This is a genomic window from Aeromonas sp. CA23, assembly GCF_002587065.1.
Lineage (GTDB): Bacteria > Pseudomonadota > Gammaproteobacteria > Enterobacterales > Aeromonadaceae > Aeromonas > Aeromonas bestiarum.
Window position 1 is genome coordinate 3,722,193 of sequence record NZ_CP023818.1, and the last position, 19,234, is coordinate 3,741,426.

15 protein-coding genes and 1 pseudogene are annotated in these 19,234 nt (G+C 63.7%); 9 read left to right on the forward strand and 7 right to left on the reverse strand.

Annotated elements, in window-relative coordinates; genetic code table 11:
* Nucleotides 1-38: 38 nt before the first annotated feature.
* The 7 genes from ygeW to fadI form a co-directional block, all read right to left on the reverse strand.
* A complete protein-coding gene (gene ygeW, locus CK910_RS17235) occupies nt 39-1,226 on the reverse strand; it encodes a knotted carbamoyltransferase YgeW (RefSeq protein WP_098984120.1) in 1,188 nt (395 codons plus the stop codon).
* Nucleotides 1,227-1,642: 416 nt separating this feature from the next.
* Entirely contained in the window at nt 1,643-3,607 is a 1,965-nt protein-coding gene (locus CK910_RS17240; protein ID WP_098984121.1) for a sigma 54-interacting transcriptional regulator, read from the reverse strand.
* 215 nt (nt 3,608-3,822) lie between these two features.
* Nucleotides 3,823-4,707 carry an AEC family transporter gene (locus tag CK910_RS17245; RefSeq protein ID WP_098984122.1) on the reverse strand — a complete coding sequence of 295 codons (885 nt, stop codon included), beginning with the start codon at nt 4,705-4,707 and terminating at the stop codon, nt 3,823-3,825.
* 12 nt (nt 4,708-4,719) lie between these two features.
* Nucleotides 4,720-5,277, reverse strand: a complete 558-nt coding sequence (locus CK910_RS17250) for a YaeQ family protein (RefSeq protein WP_043137693.1) — start codon at nt 5,275-5,277, stop codon at nt 4,720-4,722.
* A 193-nt stretch (nt 5,278-5,470) separates the two neighbouring features.
* Complete coding sequence (locus CK910_RS17255) at nt 5,471-5,611, reverse strand: TIGR02808 family protein (protein ID WP_005301193.1); 141 nt, start codon at nt 5,609-5,611, stop codon at nt 5,471-5,473.
* Between the two features lie 301 nt (nt 5,612-5,912).
* The gene (gene fadJ, locus CK910_RS17260; protein WP_098984123.1) at nt 5,913-8,036 is read right to left on the reverse strand and encodes a fatty acid oxidation complex subunit alpha FadJ; all 2,124 of its coding nucleotides are present in this window, start codon (nt 8,034-8,036) and stop codon (nt 5,913-5,915) included.
* On the reverse strand, nt 8,036-9,346 hold the full coding sequence (gene fadI, locus CK910_RS17265) for an acetyl-CoA C-acyltransferase FadI (RefSeq protein ID WP_098984124.1): 1,311 nt from the start codon (nt 9,344-9,346) through the stop codon (nt 8,036-8,038). The genes fadJ and fadI overlap by 1 nt, the downstream gene beginning before the upstream one ends.
* Before the next feature lie 182 nt (nt 9,347-9,528).
* On the opposite strand from fadI, the gene CK910_RS17270 reads away from it, so the two are divergent.
* The 9 genes and pseudogenes from CK910_RS17270 to CK910_RS17310 all read left to right on the forward strand — a co-directional run bounded on the left by CK910_RS17270 (nt 9,529) and on the right by CK910_RS17310 (nt 19,085).
* Nucleotides 9,529-10,479, forward strand: a complete 951-nt coding sequence (locus CK910_RS17270; protein WP_043555607.1) for an AAA family ATPase — start codon at nt 9,529-9,531, stop codon at nt 10,477-10,479.
* A complete protein-coding gene (locus CK910_RS17275) occupies nt 10,476-11,366 on the forward strand; it encodes a DUF58 domain-containing protein (protein ID WP_172955441.1) in 891 nt (296 codons plus the stop codon). The genes CK910_RS17270 and CK910_RS17275 overlap by 4 nt, the downstream gene beginning before the upstream one ends.
* Complete coding sequence (locus tag CK910_RS17280) at nt 11,351-11,902, forward strand: DUF4381 domain-containing protein (RefSeq protein ID WP_098984126.1); 552 nt, start codon at nt 11,351-11,353, stop codon at nt 11,900-11,902. The genes CK910_RS17275 and CK910_RS17280 overlap by 16 nt, the downstream gene beginning before the upstream one ends.
* On the forward strand, nt 11,899-12,906 hold the full coding sequence (locus tag CK910_RS17285; protein WP_098984127.1) for a VWA domain-containing protein: 1,008 nt from the start codon (nt 11,899-11,901) through the stop codon (nt 12,904-12,906). Before CK910_RS17280 ends, CK910_RS17285 begins: the two co-directional genes overlap by 4 nt.
* A 24-nt stretch (nt 12,907-12,930) precedes the next feature.
* Nucleotides 12,931-14,448: a VWA domain-containing protein gene (locus tag CK910_RS17290; protein WP_098985140.1), complete on the forward strand. Its 1,518-nt coding sequence runs from the start codon at nt 12,931-12,933 to the stop codon at nt 14,446-14,448.
* Nucleotides 14,442-16,014 (forward strand): annotated as a pseudogene (locus CK910_RS17295) (BatD family protein). Before CK910_RS17290 ends, CK910_RS17295 begins: the two are co-directional and overlap by 7 nt.
* 36 nt (nt 16,015-16,050) lie before the next feature.
* Complete coding sequence (locus CK910_RS17300) at nt 16,051-16,641, forward strand: sigma-70 family RNA polymerase sigma factor (protein ID WP_084214051.1); 591 nt, start codon at nt 16,051-16,053, stop codon at nt 16,639-16,641.
* The gene (locus CK910_RS17305; protein ID WP_043555599.1) at nt 16,634-17,377 is read left to right on the forward strand and encodes a DUF3379 domain-containing protein; all 744 of its coding nucleotides are present in this window, start codon (nt 16,634-16,636) and stop codon (nt 17,375-17,377) included. Before CK910_RS17300 ends, CK910_RS17305 begins: the two co-directional genes overlap by 8 nt.
* A gap of 409 nt (nt 17,378-17,786) precedes the next feature.
* Nucleotides 17,787-19,085, forward strand: a complete 1,299-nt coding sequence (locus CK910_RS17310; RefSeq protein WP_098984128.1) for an outer membrane protein transport protein — start codon at nt 17,787-17,789, stop codon at nt 19,083-19,085.
* Nucleotides 19,086-19,234 lie beyond the last annotated feature (149 nt).

Sequence of the window (19,234 nt, forward strand, 5' to 3'; positions counted from 1 at the left end):
ATGGCCGGGCGGGAAATATTCCCGGCCCGGCCCAACCATTATTTGACGCGTTTTTGCGCCTCTTTGATTAACCCCTCGAGCGCGGCGCCCGGCGCCGAGAATTTACGGGCAACTATCATGGCGGCGATAATATAGGGCTTCCAGCTCGCCTCTTTATAAGTGGCGATGCGGTATTTCTCGAACACCCCTTCGCTCACCTCGCCCGCCTGACAGGAGACGCCGGTAATATCGGCGGGCAGGCAGTGCATATAGAGCGCCTCGCCCCCCTTGGTGAGGGCCATCATCTCTTCGGTGCAGTGCCAATCCTGGTGCTTGGCGTTCTGCGCCAGGCACTGCTTCTCCAGCTCCTTGAGGCCGGCGTGATCGTTGGCCCGCAGCAGCTCGGTGCGCTGCTCCATCACCTGGTAGGGCGCCCAGGACTTGGGATAGACGATGTCGGCATCCTTGAACGCCTCCTCCATGGAGGTGACCTGACGGAAGCTGCCGCCGGAGGCCTTGGCATTCTCATGGGCCACCGCGATCACGTCCGGGATCAGGTCATACCCTTCGGGGTGGGCCAGGGTCACTTCCATGCCGAAGCGGGTCATCAGCCCTATGATGCCCTGGGGCACGGAGAGCGGCTTGCCGTAGCTCGGGGAGTAAGCCCAGGTCATGGCAATCTTCTTGCCCTTGAGGCTCTCCAGGCTGCCGAAGTGCTCCTGCAGCCAGGCGAGATCAGCCATGGACTGGGTCGGGTGATCAATGTCGCACTGCAGGTTGACCAGTGCCGGGCGCTGGGGCAGCACCCCCTTCTCGAACCCTTCGTCCAGTGCAGCGCCCACTTCACGCATGTAGGCGTTGCCCGCCCCCAGATACATGTCGTCGCGAATACCGATGGCATCGGCGCAAAAGGAGATCATGTTGGCGGTTTCGCGCACCGTCTCGCCGTGGGCTATCTGGGATTTGCCCTCGTCCAGATCCTGTTGGGTGAGGCCGAGCAGGTTCAGGGCGGAGGCATAGGAGAAACGGGTGCGGGTGGAGTTGTCACGAAACACCGAGATGCCAAGGCCGGTATTGAACAGCCTGGTGGCTATGTTCTCGGCCCGTAGCCCCTTGAGGGCCTCGGCCAGCTTGAGGACCAGCGCCAGCTCCTGGGGGGTCTGCTCCCAGGTCAGCAGGAAGTCCTTTTCATGCAGGTTGGATTTGAGCTCATTGATCTCTTTGATTAACTGGTTCACTGCTTTCATCGTTAGCCCCAATCTGTTGATGAGATATGGATTGCTCCCCTTCCACTCACAAGGTCACCGAAAATAGGGCCATTGGGTGAGTTCATCGGTCAGCGTCAAACAAGAGCAATCAATAAGTGTGCCAATGCGGTATTTAAGGGGGAATAACGAGAAACAGGAAAATAGATGTGAGCCAGCGCACATGACAACGCCATTCAGGCATATGGCGTGACGCTTTCACGATAAATGCCGGCACGCCAAAGCCGTATTTAAAATAGTGCCAAGATGCGCACTGATAATTATCACCCTGGCTATCAGATACGGGCCGTTAATTGATAGGCGATGCAGGGGAATTATCATAATGATAATGGCCTTGCTCAAGGCGCAGCCATTATCTGCGAACAGACCGCCGCTTGTGGCCAGCGGCGGTGTGAGGATCAGGCCTGCACGGCGATCTCGTACTTCTTTATCTTGCGATAGAGGGTCGCAATCCCAATCCCCAACGCTTGGGCGGCCAGTTTCTTGTTGCCAAGGCGCTGCAAGGTCTCCTCTATCACCTGCTTTTCCATGCTCTCCAGCCCGTTTTCCCCGAGGGGCAGCTCCAGGCTTCGCTCGGCCTGGCCGGCTCCCCGCACCGCTGCGTGGCCTTGCAGGCTCCCCTCTCCCGGCAGAGGCCAGGGAACCCCAGCCGCACCCTGCGTACCAGGTGCAGGGCTGACAGCTGCATTATGGCCAAAGGAGGAATCGGAAGCCGCCGCATGGACGTAGGGCTCGGGCGCGAGCGGCGCCCGCGCTATGTGCGCTGCGCCGCTAGGCTGCTCATCCGCCGCGCTTCGCTGGTTGCGCAGGATATTGGGGGGCAACAAAATGCTCTCGATCACCTCCCCCGCCTGCACCACGTTGACCAGGTATTCGATGAGGTTGCTGAGTTCGCGCACGTTGCCGGGCCAGCGATACCCCTCGAGCAGGCCCATCACCTCAGGGCTCAGTCCCGGATAGATGAGGCCGATGCGGCTGGTGTGCAGGTTGAGGAAGTAGTGGGTCAGCAGCGCCACGTCCCCTTCCCGCTCGCGCAGGGGCGGCAGGTGGATGGGGATGACGTTGAGGCGATAGAAGAGGTCTTCGCGAAACTTGCCCTCGGCAATGTACTGCTCCAGATGCTGGTGGGTCGCGGCTATGATGCGAATGTCCACCGGCACGGGCCGGCTGGCACCTATGGGCGTCACCTCCCGCAGCTCCAGCACCCGCAGCAACTTGGCCTGCATGGTGAGCGGCATGTCCCCTATCTCGTCGAGAAACAGGGTGCCCTGATGGGCGGCCTGGATCAGCCCCTGCTTGCCGCCGCTGGAGGCGCCGGTGAAGGCCCCCTTCACGTAGCCAAACAGCTCGCTCTCCAGCAACTGCTCCGGAATGGCGGCGCAGTTGATGGCGATGAAGGGCTTGTCATGACGCGGGCTGAGCCGGTGAATGGCGCGGGCCACCACCTCCTTGCCGGTGCCGCTCTCGCCGCACACCAGCACGCTGGAAGGGCTCAGAGCGATGCGATGGAGCAGTTTTTTCAGCGCCCGCATCGGCTTGCTTTCGCCGATCAGCAGCGCCATGCCCTCGTCCGGCTCCAGCGGCTGGCTCAGGGCCGAGTGGGACTGGTGAAACGCCATCAGAAACAGCTGCTGGCCCTGCACATGGTGCAGCTGGCCTATGATGAGCTCCTGGCGATCCGCCAGTGTGATGATGTGCTGCATGTGCCCGGTCAGCCCCTGCTGGGCGAAGGTGAGCGGACGCACGCCAATCTCGCGCCCCAGCAACTGCTCCTGCTGGCAGTTGAGCTGCTTGAGCGCCACCTCGTTGGCATAGCGCACCTGGCTCTTCTCGTCGAGCAGCAGGCAGCCCTGATCCATGTGGCTCATCAGGTTGAGGAACACCTTGTTGACCCCGTCCGACAAGCCGCGGGAATCGAGCAGCTTGGCCACGAAGATGCTGGAGATGTGCTGCACATAGTCGCACACCTCCTGCAGATTGTTGTTGAGGCGCGCCTGCTGCTCGGCGTTGAAGGCCACCAGGCTGATGACCCCGATGCAGGTCTCCTCCACCATGATGGGCACCCCGAGGAAGGCGCGCTCCCGACAGCTCTCCTTGCAGCTGCACCCCTCACAGACGGGATCCTCGCTGGTGTGGGTGACTATCTTCTCGCTCTGGTGTTCGATCACGTAGCGCAACAGGCGGGAGTCACCCTCCAGCTGGCGGCCGAAAAACTTGCCGTAAGGGCCGGTTCCCGCCACCCGCACCATGTTGGCGTCGACGATTTCCACTTCCAGTTGCAGCACACTGGCCAGCATCTTGGCAAAGCGCAAGATGGTGGGCTGGATCTGCATCAACAAACATTGGTTACTGACGGACATCATGTTGTTAATCCCTTGGCTCCCACCCTGGGTGGGATTCATGCTGGCCAGATACTATGCCAATTCGACGGCAGCGACTTCGCCGAGGATCACGAAAAGGGAACTTGCGCTCACCCCGCTCCCCAGAGTGAGAGCTGGCGCAGCCTGGGGAAGATAAGCGCGAAGGAGCAAGCCGTGGACGCCAGCAGGCGTCCACGAAAACTGCGGAAAAAACCGGCTCAACCGTTGATGTGCAGGGCCAGCCAGACCGCCAGCGGAATGACGACGACCGAGAGCGCATTGCCGCCGAGCACGATACTGGCCACTTTCTCGGGCTGGCACTGGTACTGCTCGCACAGCATGTAGTTGAGCACAGCCGGGGGCAGTGCCACCGACAGCATCAAGAGCGGGATCCAGGCCGGCTGCAGCGGCAGCAGCCAGACCGCCAGACCAAGGGAAATGCCGCCCGTCAGCAGATAGAGCAGGTTGCACTTGAGGGCGAGCCCCAGATGATCCAACTCCCCTTCCATCAGCCGGATGCCGAGGGCAAACAGCATCAAGGGCACCGAGATCTGGCCGAGCAGGGAGGCGCTGGTCACCAGGTATTCCGGCAGCGCAATGTGCAGGTTGGCCACCAGCAAGCCGGCAAAGGCGGCCCACAGCACAGGGCTGCGCAGCCAGAGCCAGCGGGAGGTGTTGGCCGAGAGGATGAACATGCCCACCGAGAAGTGGAGCAGGTTGGAGAGCACGAACAGTATGACGATGGCGCCCAGCTGCTGCTCGCCAAAGGCCAGCACCATCAGCGGAATGCCGAGGTTGCCGGTGTTGCGAAACATGGCGGGCAGGATCAAGGCCGGTCTGCTGATGCTTTTCAGCCTGAGCAGGGAGAGCAGCAGTCCCGGCAACAGGATTACCAGGGCCCCCGCCGCGATGAGCGGCAGGTGAGCCATCAGCGCCAGCGGATATTTGACCAGCGCCGAGAACACCAGCGCCGGGGTAAACAGCTCGATATTGGCCCGGTTGACATAGCCCAGCGCCCCACCCGGCCGCAGCCGACCATAGAGGGCACCCAGGCCCACCACGGCAAACACCGGGATGACGATATTGAGCAGTGCGCTGAACATGGGCGAGTCTCTTTACAGTTCGCGGGCGGGTGGCCCCATCAGCAAGACGGGATCCAGCGTCACTTCCAGCGTACCGTTGCTGACCCAGAGCTGACCGTCGGAGATGGTGCAGGTGAGGTGCATGGTGCGCGCCACCATGGCGGTCAGCGGCAGGGTCTGGCTGTCGGAGAGCTCGATCACGGTGAGGTTGTCGTGCTGGCTGAGCTTGCCCTGATTCTGCTTCCACCAGACGTTGGTACCACGGCCACCGTAGAGGTAGAGCACCACATGACGGGAACGGTTGCACGCCTTCTTCAGACGGCGCTCGTCGGGCTGGCCCAGCTCGATCCAGAGCTCGATTTCATCGGAATAGTTCTTGCGCCACAGCTCGGGCTCGTCGTCGGCGGAGAGCCCCTTGGTGAACTCCAGCCGCTCGGCGGCGTGCCAGGCGAAGGCTGCCAGCCGGATCATCATGCGCTCATCGGTCTCGGAAGGGTGACGAGCCAGGGTCAGTGAGACGTCCTGATATTGGTGGCGGTCCATGTCGGACAGGCTGAGTTGAGCCTTGAATACGGTTGCCTTGAGAGCCATAGAAACCTTGAATACCTTGAGTGGTCAATCCGGGGTGGAAAAACTGCGCGCCAGTGTAATCAAAATCGGCGGTCGGTTCGACCACCTTGGCCAAACATTTGCCCTGAGCGGCGCGGATAAGTGCCGAAAAAGGCTCAAAAAACAAATGCCAGTCCGAAGACTGGCATTTGGCGGTATGAACGAAAGAAGCGGATCACTTCTCGGCGGACTTGACCCCGAAGGCATTGAGCAGCAAGCAGCAGGTCACTGCCACCGCCACAAACCCGCTCAGGAAGATAAAGGGCATGGCCCCGTATCCCAATACAGTCCAGATGGTTTGTTCAAGCAGACTCATTATGTGTCCTTCATCCAGTGAAATGGGTGTCCCTTTCGTGACGGGGTTATCCCCCCGTTCCTGATGATGCTATTTGACCCCAACCAGCGCCTGAGTCCTATGCCACCAAAGTAATAAATAGGGGGCTACTTTGCGCTGGATCAACAATTTGGCCCTTGGCCAGGACAAATATGGACGCAATTCAGCCAGTTGTCAGCCGATGGTGCCTGCCGCCCACGGCATGGATCGCGCGAAACGAAGGAGGCGACCCCGAGGTCGCCTCCTTGACATCAGCCCTGCCGTCACCGGCAAGGTGCGATGCTTAGTAGAAGCTCAGCTGCTCCGCCGCCATCGCCTTGAGGCGCTCACAGGGTGCAAAGCGGTCACCGTAGCGTTTCTGGTAGTGCTCGAGGCGCCCCACCAGGTGCTCAATGCCGAGGCTGTCCATGTAGCGGAAGGGGCCGCCGAGGAAGGGCGGGAAGCCGATGCCGAAGATGGCGCCTATGTCGCCGTCACGGGCCGAGGCCACCACGCCGCTGTCCAGCGCCATGGCCGCTTCGTTGAGCATCATCAGCACGCAGCGTTCGGCAATCTCCATCCGGGATTGCTTGGGCACAGGCTTGACGCCCAGCACGGCGTAGACGCTCTCGTCCACCTTCTTCTTGCCTTTGGCCGCCTTGCCATAGAGGTAGAAGCCCTTGCCGTTCTTGCGCCCCTTGCGATCGTTTTGCAGCAGCTTGTCAAACGCCGCCGGCGCCTGGAAGCGCTCGCCACCCAGCTCTTTTTCCAGGATGGGCGAGATCTTGGCGCCCACGTCTATCCCCACCTCGTCGAGCAGGGTGATGGGACCGACCGGGAAGCCGAAATCGAGCAGGGCGCCGTCCAGCACCTCCACCGGCTCCCCTTCCAGTACCAGGCGGGCCGCCTCGTTCATGTAGGGCGCCAGGATGCGATTGACGTAGAAACCCGCCTCGTCTTTCACCACGATCGGGGTCTTGCCCTGGGCACGGGCAAACGCCAGCGTGGTGGCCACCGTCTCGGCACTGGTGCCGGCGTGGGGAATGATTTCGGCCAGCGGCATCTTGTCCACCGGGCTGAAGTAGTGCAGACCCACGATCCGCTCCGGGTGCGCCGCCTCGGCCGCTATCTGGTGGATGGGCAGGGAGGAGGTGTTGGAGGCAAACACTGTGTGCTCACCGCACTCGCGCTCCACCTCCTTCACCATCTGATGCTTGAGGGCGAGATCTTCAAACACCGCCTCCACCACCATGTCCACCCGGTGGAAACCCGAATAGTCCAGCGTGCCTGACAGCAGGCTCATCTGCTTCTCCAGCTCGCTGCGCAGAATGTGGCGACGCTTGAGCTTCTTGGCCAGGATCTCGTAGCTGTAGCGCATGGCATTGCCGATGCCGGCACTCGCCACGTCCTTGATCCGCACCGGCACCCCCGCCTTGGTGGCGGTGACGAAGGCGATACCGCCCCCCATCAGGCCCCCGCCCAGCACGGCGGCATGGGTGACCTTGCGCGGTTCGGCCCCCTGATAGGTGACCTCCTTCTTCATCTCTGTGGTGGCGAAGAAAATGGAGCGCAGGGCGGCGGATTCCGCCGTCATCACCAGCTCGCCAAAGTGGCGGGACTCGGCGGCGAGGCCGGCCTGCATCCCCTCTTCCACCCCGATGCGTACCACCTCGAGGATCCGCTCCGGCGCCGGGTAGTTGCCGCGGGTCTTGGCTTTGACCCCCTTGCGGGCCTGGTCGAACAGCACCTTGCGGCCCAGCGCATTGGTCTCCAGCAGCTTGCCCTGCAGATCCCGCTTCAGCTCGTGGCGGGGTTTGCCCTTCTTGGCCAGCTTGATGGCTGCTTCCAGCAGAATGGAGGGCGGCACCACATCGTCCACCAGCCCCAGTTTTTTGGCCTGTTTGGCCCGCACCTGCTTGCCAGTCAGCATCAGATCCAGCGCCTTGGCCACCCCGATGAGACGCGGCAGCCGCTGGGTCCCGCCGGAGCCCGGCAGCAAACCCAGTTGTACTTCCGGCAGCCCCAGCACGGTTTTGCCGTGATCTGTCACCACCCGGCCATGACAGGCCAGCGCCAGCTCCAGCCCGCCGCCGAGGCAGGGGCCGTGAATGGCGGCGATCACCGGGATGGCCAGCGACTCGATCTCGGCAAAAATCACCTGCCCTTCCCGCGACAGCGTCTGGGCATCCTGGGCACTGGTGCAGGCCGCCAGCATGCTGATGTCGGCACCTGCGATGAAGGAGTCCTTCTTGCCGGAGGCCACCACCAGACCGATCAGCTCCTTGTTGGCCTTCACCTCGGCCAGCACTGTGCGGATCTCGTCCACGAAGGCGGCCTTCAGGGTATTCATGCTCTCGCCCGGCACATCCATGGTGAGGATACCGATGCCATCCTGGCGCACCGCCAGGGAAAAAGTCTTCTCGCTCATCACTCTACCTCCAACACCATGGCCACACCGAGCCCACCCGCCGCACAGGCGGTGTTAAGCCCCAATCCCCCACCCCGACGACGCAGTTCGTGCAGCGTCTGGGTGATCATGCGCGCACCGGTCGCGGCAAAGGGATGGCCATAGGCCAGGGAGCCACCGAGCACGTTGAACTTGTCCATGTCCACCTCGCCGATGGCCTGATCCCGACCCAATTTGCTGCGGGCAAACTCCAGGCTTGAAAACATCTTGAGGTTGGCCAGGGTCTGGGCGGCAAAGGCCTCGTGCATGTCGATAAGAGTCAGGTCGGCCAGCGTGATGCCGGCGCGGTCCAGCGCCAGCGGCGTGGCATAGGAGGGGCCCATCAGCATGTCCTGCCACACATCGATGGCAGAGAAGGCGAAGCTGCGGATATAGCCAAGCGGCTCGAGCCCCAGCTCTTTGGCTCGCCCTTCGCGCATCAGCAGCACGGCGGCGGCACCGTCGGTGAGCGGGGTGGCGTTGGCGGCGGTGACAGTGCCATGCACCCGGTCAAACACGGGTTTGAGCTTGGCGTAGCTCGCCAGATCGGAGCTTTCGCGGATGTTGTTGTCCCGCTCCAGCGGCGACTTGTAGGGGGGCACGTGGGCGGTGAACACCTCGCCGCTCAGCTTGCCATCGGCCCAGGCTTGCGCCGCCAGGCTGTGGGAGCGGTGAGCCAGCGCATCTTGTGCCTCGCGGCTAATCTGGTGGCTCTTGGCCATCTGCTCGGCGGTCTGCCCCATGGAGAGACCGGTGGAATACTCGGCCACGGCGGGCGGCACCGGCATCAGATCCTTGATCCTCAATGCCCGCAGAATATTGAAACGCTGCTGCAGGTTGCGAGCCTTGTTGAGATCCACCAGGGCGCGGGCCAGCGTCTTGCTGACGCCGATGGGTAGCACTGAGGAGGAATCGGCCCCGCCGGCGATGGCGATGTCGACCGTGCCGGCCATGATGGATTCGGTGACGTTGGCCACCGCCTGGAAACTGGTGGCGCAGGCGCGCGACACGCTATAGGCATCCGTGGTGACGCTCATGCCGGTGCCGAGCACGATTTCGCGGGCTATGTTGGGCGCTTCCGGCATCTGTACCACCTGGCCGAACACCAGCTGGTCGATGAGTGCGGGATCGAGATCGGTACGGGCGAGCAGTTCACTCACCACCAGCTTGCCGAGATCCACCGCGGGCACGCCGTGAAAGGCGGTGGCCTGCTTGGCAAAGGGGGTACGCAGACCCGCCACGACGGCAATCCGTTCGCCCTGGCGAGTCGTCAGTTTCAATGGCTGTTTCATCCTGGCTCCTTGGGTTAAAAGGCAGAGGTCTGACCTCATTGGGCCACATCTTAACAATCCACTCACAAATTTCATACGGCTGATTGAAACTAAATTGCCCCCATCTTTGCCCCCTCCCTCGCCCTCGGGGGCCAACTGGAGTATAAAAAGATCAACCTCCATAAAAACAACGGGTTCATCACATGGCAGCGGCCGAGTTCAGAGCGCTTGGGGACTATCTTGGCAGTCAGATTCTGGGACAGGGAGCACTGATAGAGGGGCTGCTGATCGCCCTGCTATGTGAAGGACATGTGTTAATCGAAGGGGCCCCCGGTCTTGCCAAGACCCGCGCCGTCAAGGCGCTGGCCGGTGCCGTGGAGGGGCGCTTCGCCCGCATCCAGTTTACCCCCGACCTCTTGCCTGCCGATCTCACCGGCAGCGAGGTGTTCCATCCCCAGGATGCGAGCTTCGTGTTCCAGCCCGGCCCATTGTTCAACCACCTGGTGCTGGCGGACGAGATCAACCGGGCCCCCGCCAAGGTGCAATCCGCGCTGCTGGAGGCCATGGCCGAGCACCAGATCACGGTGGGCAAGAAGAGCTGGCGCCTGCCACCGCTGTTTATGGTGGCGGCCACGCAAAATCCGATAGAACAGGAGGGGACCTACCCGCTGCCGGAGGCCCAACTCGACCGCTTCCTGCTCAAGCTGCTGGTGGATTACCCCAGCCCCGCCATGGAGCTGGCCATCTTGCAGCTCAACGCCCGGGGCGAGCAGTTGACGCCACCGCCGGTCACCCTGAGCCAGGCCGACCTGCTGGCGGCCCGCTCGGCGGTACAGGCAGTGCAGATGCAGGGGCGGCTCGAACACTATCTGGTGCAGCTGGTGTGCGCCACCCGCCCGGGCAGCGGCCTGTGCCCCGAGCTTGAACCCCTCATCGCCGTGGGTGCCAGCCCCAGGGCCAGCATAGGCCTGGCCCGCGCCGCCCGCGCCCAGGCCTGGCTCGCCGGACGGGACTTCGTGCTGCCGGAGGACATACAACAGCTGGCGCCGGCCATACTGCGCCACCGCCTCATTCCCAGTTATCAGGCGCTGGCAGACAACCTGGACAACGACACCCTGATCGCCCAGCTGCTGGACGCGATACCGTGCCCTTGACTCCTCAGCCGGATCCCCGCGCGCATCCCGCTATTGCCCTCACCCTGGCCCAGTTGCTGGCCATCCGACTGTGGGCGAGACAGGGGCCGAGGGCGCGGGTCCAACCGGCCCAGCAGGGCAGGCTTGGCCGCATGCCGGGGCTCACCTTTCGCGAGCTGCGCGCCTATCAGGCGGGAGATGAGGTGCGCCACATCGACTGGCGGGTCACAGCCCGGCTCGGTCGCCCCTACACAAGGCTCTACAGCGAGGAGCAGGATCAGGCCCACTGGCTGCTGCTCGATCTCTCCCCCGCCATGTACTTCGGCTCACAGCTGCAACTCAAGGCCCGCCTGGGCTGCGAGCTGGCAGCGGCCCTCTTGTGGCAGGGGGAGAAACAGGCCAACACCCTGATCTGCCACGGCGTTGAGTGCCATGTCCAGCCCCAGCGCGGCTCCCTGGTACCCTTGCTGGAGACCCTCTGCCACCACTACGACAAGGGGCTGGATCGCGCGCCCCTGCCGCACTCGCTGGCCCGGACTCTGGCTCGGCTCACCCTGCCCCACGGCGCCAGATTGACGATCATCACGGATCACCAGCCCTGCGATGAGGCCCTCCGCCAGCAGTTGCAACTGCTCGGTCGCCGCCACGACATCCACTGCTGGCAGATCCGGGATCCACTGGAGGCAGGCCTGCCTGCGCAGGGACGGCTGGCGGTGCAGGCGGGCAGACAGCACGGCTGGCTCGATGCCACTCAGCCCGGCTTTGCCCACCGCTACCAGCGGGCGGCCGAGCGGCTGGCCAGGCAGTGCCATCAGCAACTGCTGCCGCTGGTGCAGCGTCTCTACCGGCTCGACAACGGCCAGCCGCTGCAACGTCAGTGGCAGGAGGGTGCATGTCGCCAGTTCTGAGCCTGCTCGCCGCCGTCTCAAGCGCGCCCCCCATGTCTGCGCTGGCTGCGCAGCTGCACGATATCCATCCTGGTCCCATGTTGACCCAGGCAGCGGATCCCCGCCTTCAGGGCTGGTGGGCGCTGCTGATCATGCTGCTGATGGGGGCGCTGATCGGTGCAGCCCTGCTCAGCCTGCTGCGCTATCGCCGCTGGCAGCGACAAATCGACTGGGAGGCGCCCGAGCTGGTGCCCAGATTGCAGGCAGTGCTGCGCGAGGCCGCCCTTGGCCGCTGGCCCGAGGCGCGCACCTTGCAAGGAGAAGCCTGGCTCGCGTTTCTGGACAGGCAGGGCGGCAGCCAGTTTCGTGAATTTGCGACCCTCTGGCCACACTGGCTCTACGGCCAGGGGATACCGGATGCCCGCCAGTGCGAGGCGCTGCGCCGCGCCTACCTCAGCTGGGGGCGAGCCTGCTGCTGCCTGCCACCTGGGGTGATCGCATTCAGACGCCGCTGGCAACAGGGCCTGACGCGCCTGCGCATCAGGAGCTCGTCATGATCCTCGCCTGGCCCTGGTTTGCGCTGGCCCTGGCGCTGCCACTCCTGGTGCGCTTCGGCCTGCCACCACGTTCAACCGGCCCGCACAGCGGCGCTGCGCTGGCACACGACGGCTTTCCTCTGTTGCGTGCCCATGCCGGCCAGCCACTGTGGCGCATGGCGCTGTGCTGGTGCGCCCTGGTGCTGGCGCTGTGCCGTCCCCAATGGCAGGAGCCGCCCATCGTCAGCTACCAGAGCAGCCGGGATCTGATCCTGGCGGTGGATCTCTCCGACAGCATGCGCACCCAGGACATGCTGGATGAGGGGGAGCAGCGGGACAGGCTCAGTGCGGTGCGCCAGCAGATAAGTCAGCTGATCCAGGCGCGCCCCGGCGATCGCATCGCCCTCATCGTCTTCGCCGATCACGCCTACCTGCTCTCGCCCCTGACCCAGGAGACCCAGGCCCTGCTCACCCTGGCCCGCGAGCTGGACTTCGATCTGGTGGGCCGCACCACGGCGCTGGGAGAAGCCATACTGCTGGCCCGCCAGCACGCCGACCCCAAGCGTCCTACCGCCCTGCTGCTGGTCACAGATGGTCGCAACACCGCAGGCAGCGCCGATCCCCTGAGCGAGGCCAAACGGGCCGCCGCCAGCGGCATGACCCTCTATACCCTGGGGGTGGGGGCCGATCCCGATACCTTTGCCGAGGCACTGTCCCCGGCACTAGCTCCGGCGCAGAGCGATCCCAGCGCCGAGCTGGACGAGGCCCTGCTGCAACAGCTGGCCAAGGTGGGCCATGGCCGCTATTTCCGCGCCCGCACCCAAAGCGATCTCGCTGCCATCAACCAGACCCTGGATACCCTGGAGCCCATCGCCACGCCCCACACCCGCTATCGGCCAAACGTGGAGCTCTACCCCTGGCCGCTGGCACTGGCCTGGCTGCTGCTGAGCTGGCCCGCCCGGCTGCGCTGGCCCCACTCCTTGCGTCTGCGCTCGCGACCGCCACGAGGCCGGGCTCATGATTAAGCCCCTCTGCCAGGCATGGCCGTCATGGAGCTGATCCTGTTGCGCCCGCTCTGGCTGCTGGCCCTGCTGCCCTGGCTGTGGCAGGGCTGGCGTCGCCGCCGCCAGCCACAGCTGCTCGCCCCCGCCATGCAGGCCTACCTGCTGCCGGGCCGGCGCCGTACCCTACCCTGGCTCTGGCTGGCGGGCCTGCCCGTCATACTGGCCCTCAGCGGCCCCGCCCTGCGCCAGCAGAGCCAGGCCATACCGACGCCGGCCCTCGACATCTGGTTGCTGGATCTCTCCCGCTCCATGCTAGCCACCGATCTGCTGCCGGACAGGGCCACCCGGGTGAGGGTGCTGCTGCAGGATATGCTGGCCGAGGCCCGTCCGAGCCAGGAGGGGCGCCCCATCGCCCTCATACTGTTTGCCGGCGATGCCTACCTCGCCATGCCCGCCACCCGGGATCACCAGGCCATGGCGCTGCTGTTGCCCGACCTGCGCCCGACCATCATGCCCAGACAAGGGAGCGCGCCCGAGCGCGCCGTGGCGCTGGCGCTCGGCCAGATCCCCCCGGGCCAGCAGGCACGCCTGCTGCTGGTTACCGACGGTATCTCGGCGAGGCAGGCGGACCGGATCCGAGCGCTCTGGCCCTGCCAGGGCAGCCTGTTTTGTCATGAACAGGCGGCACCCCGCCTCGACATATTGCTCGCCAACGGCGGCAAGAGCAGCAGGCTGCCGCCCGCCGCCAGCGAGGTGCAAGGCGTTGGCGCCCCCTTCGGCCGCGAGCTGCCCGCCCCCGATGTGGCGACCATGCAGCAACTTGCCAGCGAGCTTGGCGGTCAGTTGCAATGGCTGCAGGCCGGGCTGCCACGCTTTGCGCCCCTGCCCATGAGCCAGACGCTGACCGCCCATCAGTCGCGAGATCTCGGCCCCTGGTTGCTGCTGCCCCTGCTGCCGCTGGCCCTGCTGGCCCGCGTCGGCACGCTCTGGCTGCTTCTGCTGGTCGCAGGCGCGGGTCTTTTCACCCCACCTCCCTCGCAGGCCAGCCCAGCCGCCGTGTTATCCGCACAGGAGAGCCAGGCCTGGCAAGCATTCCAGCAGGGGCACTATCTGGCGGCGGCTCGCCGCTTCCAGGACCCCGTCTGGCAGGGGAATGCCTGGTACAGAGCCGGTGACTACGCCCGGGCCATCGCCGCCTACGCCAGTGCGAGCAGTGCCACCGCCCACTACAACCGGGGCAATGCGCTGGTGCAGCTCGGGGATCTGGTTGCCGCCGAGCAAGCCTATCTGGCGGCGCTGGCGTTGGAGCCGGGCCACCAGGATGCGCTCTACAACCTCGCCCTGCTGCGGGCCGAGCCGCCCCAGGCCAGCTCGGCAGCGCAGGATCCCAAGCCCATCGACGCCCCCGAGCAGGCCGCCACCCCGGACGCGCCGCTGCCGCCAGCCCCCCCTGTGGTGCTGCTGGAGCAGCGGCTGCGCAAGGAGGCCCAGCGTCGCCAGCAGCTCAAGGAAGAGGTAAAAGGCGCCTGGCCTTCAGCGCTGAAAGGGGATGACACCTGGTGAAGATCAATCCTCTGCTGCATGGGCTGTCTTGCTGGCTGCTGCTCTGCCTGCTGTCAACCCCGGCCCTGGCCGCGCCGCCCAGGGCCGAGCTGTTGCCGGGGGCCGACAGCCGTGACTGGCTGCTGATCATAGAGGCGGACGGGGAACGCCAGGGCAACGAACTCGCCATTGCCCCCCTGCTGCGCCAGTTCGCGGTGGGCAAGGTGACCATGAGCCGGGTCACCACTCCCGTGCACAGCCTGACCCGCTGGCAGATCCCGCTGCACACTCTGGATACGGGCCCCGGGGTCGTACCCTCCCTGTCACTTGGGCCGGAGCAGACCCCGGCCTTGCCCCTGCCAAAGCGCAGCCAGGCGGGCACGCTGGCGGCCCAACCCAGCCAGCCCATCTCCCCCATAGAGCTGCAGGCCAGGGTGCTGCATCAGGGGCCGCTCTATCCGGGCCAGCCCTTCATCTATCAGCTCAGCCTCTGGTTGCCCGCCAACATGGAGGCCCCCAACCTCACAGAGCCGGCCAGCGACGCTTTCACCATCCGCCGCCTAGGGGGGGGGGGGGGGGGGGGGGGGGGGGGGGGGGGGGGGAGGCAACGATCAGTGGCAGGCTCCGGCGGGGGCGGGATTGCCGGGTCGGCTGACCCGCAACTGGCTGCTGCAGGCCAGGGAGCCCGGGCTGCATCCGCTGGTGTCGCCGCGCTTTCAGGGCCGCCTGCCCCAGGATAACGGCACCAGTGACCCCCTCTCGGCCAGAGCGGCCACCCTGTTTGTGAAAATCGATCAGCCGCCGCAGCAACCCGTGGCCAGCGAGCTGACTCTGAGTCAGCAATTGAGCCCGGCCTCGGGCGCCAGGGAGGGCGAGCCTGTGATCCGCACCCTGACGCTGGTGATGGAGGGCGGTGATGGCAACCGGCTCACCCTGCCCGGGCTCACCGGGCCCGCAGCCCTGCCCGCCGGCATGCAGGCAAGACCGGATGGGGAACAGCAGCAGGAGCGCTTTCTCGCCAAGGGGGCGCTGCGCTTCGAGCGCCAGTGGCGCCAGGCTCTGACGGCCACGGCGCCAGGCGACTACCTGCTGCCGGCCATCACCCTGCCCTGGTTCAACACCCGGAGCGGGCGCATCGAATATGCCCGCCTGCCCGCCACCCCGCTGCGCATAGAGGCGGGCGCACAGGCACAGGAAGCCTTCACCGACCCAAGCCATGAGAGCCTTCACTGGGTGATCTGGGCCCTGCTGCTGCGGGCCCTCTGGCAAGGGTGGCCACGCTGGCACACCTTCTATCGCTTGCAGCGGGCATTGCGGCGCGAGGATGCAAACCACGCCAGAGCGGCCCTGCTGGCATGGGCCAGTCTGCGCTGGCCACGGCGCCATGCGCACCTCAGCGGCTTGCCCTGTCGCCATGCCCCCGCGCTTGCCGCCGGACTCGCCGCGCTGGATCGCGCCTGTTTTGCCACCCAGGCCACCCCCGCCGACCGTCAGCGCCCATGGCAAGGGCTCGCCGGCCCGCTATGCGCGTATGAAACTTTTGCGATAGCCTATGGCCTCAGGCAACTGGCCCGCCTGGGTCACTGACCCTTGAGGACCCTCATATAAAAAGGAAGCCCAGCGATGGCGTTAGGTTTTTTCAGAAAAAAAGGTGCCACGGTCGGAAAGGATCCCACGGCTTCCCCGGTCTATGGAGACATGGCAGACAAACAGACCAAATACGAAGCCCTGGTGCATGCCCTGCACGGGGACATTTATCGCTACGCCTACTGGCTGTGCCGGGATCCGCAGGTGGCGGAGGATCTGGTGCAGGAGACCTTTCTGCGCGCCTGGAAGGGCATAGACTCGCTGCTCGATGACAAGGCCGCCAAGGCCTGGCTCATCACCATATTGAGACGGGAAAATGCCCGCAGGTTCGAGCGCAAGCAGTTCGATCTCATCGATCTCGACGAGCATCCCCAAAGCGATCCGGATGCCTTGCACAACGAGCAGGAGATGGAGAACGAGTGGCTCAGACGCCACATAGCCCGCCTGCCCGCCGAGTATCAGGAGCCCCTGCTGCTACAGGTGCTGGGGGGCTTCAGCGGCGACGAGATAGCGGCGCAACTGGGATTGAACAAGAACACCGTCATGACTCGCCTGTTTCGGGCCCGCAACCAGATCAAAGAGGCCATGGAGTCAGCGACACAACAGAGAGGACACACCAATGGATGAGCTGGAATTTCGCCGTCGGGCCATCGCCCATCCGCTGGAGCATGATCCCGCTTTTGTCGACGCGGCGCAGGCCTCCCCCGCCAATCGCAAGCATCTGGACGAGATGAAGCAACTGGATCGTCGCCTGCATCAGGCGCTGGAGGTCGAGGTACCGGCCGGGCTGGCCGAGCGCATCCTGCTCAGACAGGCGCTGGAGGCCGAACAGGAAAGCCGGGTTCCCCTGCCGGTGCGCCCGCGCAGCCAATGGCGTCCGCTGGCCATGGCCGCTTCGGTCGCCTTCCTGCTCGGCATGAGCACCCGCTGGCTCAGCTGGCCGCTGACACCGCCCGCTGAACTCTCCCTCGCCCAGGTCGCCATGGCCCACGTCTACGGTGAGGAACCCTTCATCAAGGATGTAGATGAGAAGGTGAGCCTGCGCACCATCAACGCCAAGATGGAGAAATACGGCGCCACCCTGATGGGCATGCAGGGCCTTAAGGTCACCTACGTCAATCACTGTGCCTTCTACCAGGGACCGGCGCTGCACATGGTGTTCCAGGGCAAGATGGGGCCCGTGACCCTGTTCCTGGTGCCCAAGCATGTGCCGCTCACCCTGCAGCCCACTTTCGAAGATGGCCAGCTCAAAGGGGAGATAGTGCAACTCAAGGGGGCCAACATGGTGTTGATCGGCGACATGCAGGAGCCGCTGGATCCGGTGGCGCAGGCGCTGGAATCCCGTCTGCACTGGTCGATTTAACAGGGGTTAACCCAATCCTGACTCGCACCGCATAGAGTCAACTACACGGGCAGACAATCCGGTTGTCTGCCCGTTCCTCTCCATTCCCACCACAATCCTCACTCATTTGCCGCCCAATCACCGCAAATGGTCAAAATTATTTTTGTGACGCAGATCATCCTTAACGCTCAGATTTCACTCAATAAGTGGCAAAAGAGACTATTTAAACGCCAAGTTAAAACAAATGATTAACACAATAGACACTTTTATGTATTCTGCTGTCACTGGTCTGATTTCTTACCTCCTACCAGATCCATAGAATCACGCCAGAATTGAATGGGAAGAAGCTGAAATAACAACAGATCTTGTCGTATACGGTGGCAAAAAAGCCCTGATGCTGACAGAAAATCTGCCTACAAGAGAGAACACTATGACAACTGCCTTTTTCAAAAAGAGCCTGATCGCTGCCGCCGTCACCCTGGCCAGTACCCAAACCTTCGCCGCCGCGTTCCAGTTGAACGAACACTCAGCCTCCGGTCTGGGTCGCGCGTATGCAGGGGAAGCCGCCGTGGCGGACAACGCCTCCGTGTTGTCCCGCAACCCGGCAGCCATGACCCGCTTTGACAAGATGGCACTCTCCGTCTCCGGCACCTATATCAAGCCGGACGTGGATGTAAATGGTGATATCTATGCCGGCTCCACCAAGTTGGCAAGCGCCAGCGAAAGCGGTATCGCACCGAGCGCCTTCGTGCCTGCTACCTACTTCATCCAGCCGCTGAACGACCAGTGGGCCTGGGGCATCGGCATGTTCTCCAACTACGGTCTGGCCACCGAGTACTCCGACAACTTCAACGGGGGCTCAGTTGCCGGCAACACAGAACTGCTGACCTTCAACATCAACCCGAACATCGCCTACCGCGTCAACCAGCACTTCAGCGTCGGTGCCGGTCTGAACCTGGTGTATGCCAAGGCTGAATTGAACCGCCGCGCCGGTGTACTGGCCGCCGTACCGCCGCTGAGTGGCGTGCCGGGTATCGGCAAGGACACCATCGTCAGCCACCTGAAAGGAGATGACTGGGGTTACGGCTGGAACGTGGGCACCATGTATGAGGTGAACGAGAACAACCGTTTCGCCCTGACCTATCGCTCCCAGGTAGATCTGAAGTTCAAGGGTGACTATCAGGGCACCTCCTCCGGCTTCAAGACCGTCAGTGGCGAACTGCCGCTGGATCTGCCAGCCCAGGCCGAGTTCGCCGGTTACCACCGTCTGAACCAGCAATTTGCCGTTCACTACTCCGTCAACTGGACCGACTGGAGCGCCTTCCAGGAGCTCAAGGCCACCAGTGACCAGTGCAAGAGCACCGACGGTGCTGGCGTCTGCCTGTACAAGCCGGAGAAGTTCAAGGACTCCACCCGTTACTCTCTGGGCGGTACCTGGTACGTCAACCCATCATGGGAAGCGCGTATCGGCTTCGCCTACGACAAGACCCCGATCGAGCCGGAATATCGCAGCCTGAGCATCCCGGATTCCGACCGCGTATGGTACAGCGCCGGTGCCACCTACCACATCGACAAGGACATGAGCGTCGATTTCGGCATGGCCTATCTGGACGGCAAGAAAGTTGACGTCAACGAGAAGCTGGTCGAAAGCAATGAAGCGCTGCGCTGGAAGGGTACCTCCCACGGCAACGCCTTCCTCGCCTCCGCTCAGTTCAACATGAAATTCTGATCATCTGCCTATCGACAAGAGCGCCTGCGGGCGCTCTTTTTTTATGCAAAATTCCATTTTCAGCGTACAGATGTAGCAAACAGTTGTACGCTTTTCCTTTTTTATCAAGCTATTAGCGCCCTATCTCTCAGCATTTAATCTTGTTTTTC

Coding starts and splice junctions, on each gene's coding strand:
- ygeW (WP_098984120.1), bottom strand. CDS start 1,226: ATGAAAGCAGTGAACCAGTTAATCAAAGAGATCAATGAGCTCAAATCC.
- CK910_RS17240 (WP_098984121.1), bottom strand. CDS start 3,607: ATGATGTCCGTCAGTAACCAATGTTTGTTGATGCAGATCCAGCCCACC.
- CK910_RS17245 (WP_098984122.1), bottom strand. CDS start 4,707: ATGTTCAGCGCACTGCTCAATATCGTCATCCCGGTGTTTGCCGTGGTG.
- CK910_RS17250 (WP_043137693.1), bottom strand. CDS start 5,277: ATGGCTCTCAAGGCAACCGTATTCAAGGCTCAACTCAGCCTGTCCGAC.
- CK910_RS17255 (WP_005301193.1), bottom strand. CDS start 5,611: ATGAGTCTGCTTGAACAAACCATCTGGACTGTATTGGGATACGGGGCC.
- fadJ (WP_098984123.1), bottom strand. CDS start 8,036: ATGAGCGAGAAGACTTTTTCCCTGGCGGTGCGCCAGGATGGCATCGGT.
- fadI (WP_098984124.1), bottom strand. CDS start 9,346: ATGAAACAGCCATTGAAACTGACGACTCGCCAGGGCGAACGGATTGCC.
- CK910_RS17270 (WP_043555607.1), top strand. CDS start 9,529: ATGGCAGCGGCCGAGTTCAGAGCGCTTGGGGACTATCTTGGCAGTCAG.
- CK910_RS17280 (WP_098984126.1), top strand. CDS start 11,351: ATGTCGCCAGTTCTGAGCCTGCTCGCCGCCGTCTCAAGCGCGCCCCCC.
- CK910_RS17285 (WP_098984127.1), top strand. CDS start 11,899: ATGATCCTCGCCTGGCCCTGGTTTGCGCTGGCCCTGGCGCTGCCACTC.
- CK910_RS17290 (WP_098985140.1), top strand. CDS start 12,931: ATGGAGCTGATCCTGTTGCGCCCGCTCTGGCTGCTGGCCCTGCTGCCC.
- CK910_RS17300 (WP_084214051.1), top strand. CDS start 16,051: ATGGCGTTAGGTTTTTTCAGAAAAAAAGGTGCCACGGTCGGAAAGGAT.
- CK910_RS17305 (WP_043555599.1), top strand. CDS start 16,634: ATGGATGAGCTGGAATTTCGCCGTCGGGCCATCGCCCATCCGCTGGAG.
- CK910_RS17310 (WP_098984128.1), top strand. CDS start 17,787: ATGACAACTGCCTTTTTCAAAAAGAGCCTGATCGCTGCCGCCGTCACC.